The sequence below is a fragment of the Flavobacterium sp. genome (assembly GCF_031423415.1).
Taxonomy (GTDB): Bacteria; Bacteroidota; Bacteroidia; order Flavobacteriales; family Flavobacteriaceae; genus Flavobacterium.
In genome coordinates this window covers 1-1,498 of sequence record NZ_JANPFL010000150.1, presented here as the reverse complement: position 1 = coordinate 1,498, position 1,498 = coordinate 1, and the positions used below count along the sequence as shown (strand labels likewise).

The window sequence follows — 1,498 nt, the reverse complement described above, 5'->3', positions numbered from 1 at the left end:
GCAATTTATCTCTTCGTCGTTAGAATTTCTATAAAAAACATTTATTGGATAATCTTTGTCATATCCATATTTTGAATCGGTACTAATTTCTGTTAAAACAAAAGTATTTTGCTTGGTCAATTTAGGAATAGGTGCATTATTATCGACATTCATTAAGGTCGATTTTGTACTAATACAAGATGTTAAAGCAAAAAAAATTAAAATAAAAAAAGCTGATTTTTGAATCATTTTATTAATTTTAGGATTGAAATTATTGTCTATAGTTTGCAATATTTGTGACTAGATTTATTTTATACTATTTCTGCACTTAATCCTGCTTCTAATAATAGAGAACATTGGCGAGTTAATTCTTTCAAACTTCCTGTTTTTACTGTACATTTTCCTTTATAATGAACTAATATTGCACATTGTTCAGCTTGCTCTAAAGTATGGTCGCAAACTAAAATTAAAGTATCGATAACATGATCAAAAGTATTTACGTCGTCATTAAAAAGCACAATTTCATTATTCAAATCTGTCGATACTTGAACTAATGATTCTTCTAAATAATCTATTTCGGTTGTCATTCTGTAGCGTTTTCAGTAGCAGTTTTCAGTTTCAGTTCAAAAAACTGTGACCGATAACTGAGTATTAATTAGTATATTTTAATGAAACCCAATTGTTTCTTTCTATTTTTTTGACAAAATTGAGTCCTTTTTGTGTGCAAGATGAATCGATAAACGGGATATCTTCTGTGTAAAAACCGCTAAACAAAATTGTTCCATTTGGATTTAGACAATCTACATAAGATTGCATGTCATTTAACAAAATATTTCTGTTTATATTTGCAATTATTAAATCATATTTTTTGTCTTTTAATAAAGTTGCGTCACCTTCAAAAACACTTATTTCGGAACAATTATTGCGTTCTGCATTTTCAATAGAATTCAAGTAACACCAATTGTCAATATCGATTGCATCGATTGGTTTTGCACCTTTCATCTCTGCAAGAATTGCTAAAATTGCTGTGCCGCAACCCATATCGAGCGTTTTCAATCCACGAATATCGGTTTCTAATAAATGTTGAATCATCATGTGAGTTGTCTCGTGGTGACCAGTTCCAAAACTCATTTTTGGTTCGATTATTATGTCAAATTCGGCATTGGTTTTTGGGTGAAAAGGTGCGCGAACGTGACAATTTCCTTCTACATCGATTGGTTCAAAATTTTTCTCCCACTCTTCATTCCAGTTTACTTGATCAATCTCTTCGATTTTATATGAAATTATGAATTGTGGTGAGTTCAAAATAAATAAATCGTCAAGAATATTCTCGTTCCACAAATGTTTTTGAATATAGGCTGTAACTCCAAATTCGCTTTCTACAAAACTTTCGAAGGGCAATTCGCCCAATTCTGCAACCAAAATTACTGAGCCTAATTCTTTTGGTTCTACTGTAAAATGATATCCTAAATATATATTTGACATTTTTTATTTTTTGCAAAGATAAGTAACTATCAAT

The 1,498-nt window shown here is 30.1% G+C and carries 2 protein-coding genes and 1 pseudogene; all 3 read right to left on the bottom strand.

All coding sequences use genetic code 11. From position 1 onward, the window contains the following. Positions 1-228 (bottom strand): annotated as a pseudogene (locus RMO83_RS13255) (2-dehydro-3-deoxyphosphooctonate aldolase); the annotation flags it as partial. A gap of 62 nt (positions 229-290) precedes the next feature. Then, positions 291-566: an ATP-dependent Clp protease adaptor ClpS gene (locus RMO83_RS13250; RefSeq protein ID WP_310560179.1), complete on the bottom strand. Its 276-nt coding sequence runs from the start codon at positions 564-566 to the stop codon at positions 291-293. Between the two features lie 64 nt (positions 567-630). Further along, positions 631-1,464 (bottom strand): 50S ribosomal protein L11 methyltransferase, encoded by an 834-nt coding sequence (prmA, locus tag RMO83_RS13245; protein ID WP_310560178.1) that lies wholly within the window; start codon positions 1,462-1,464, stop codon positions 631-633. Positions 1,465-1,498: the final 34 nt, after the last annotated feature.

Coding starts and splice junctions, on each gene's coding strand:
- RMO83_RS13250 (WP_310560179.1), bottom strand. CDS start 566: ATGACAACCGAAATAGATTATTTAGAAGAATCATTAGTTCAAGTATCG.
- prmA (WP_310560178.1), bottom strand. CDS start 1,464: ATGTCAAATATATATTTAGGATATCATTTTACAGTAGAACCAAAAGAA.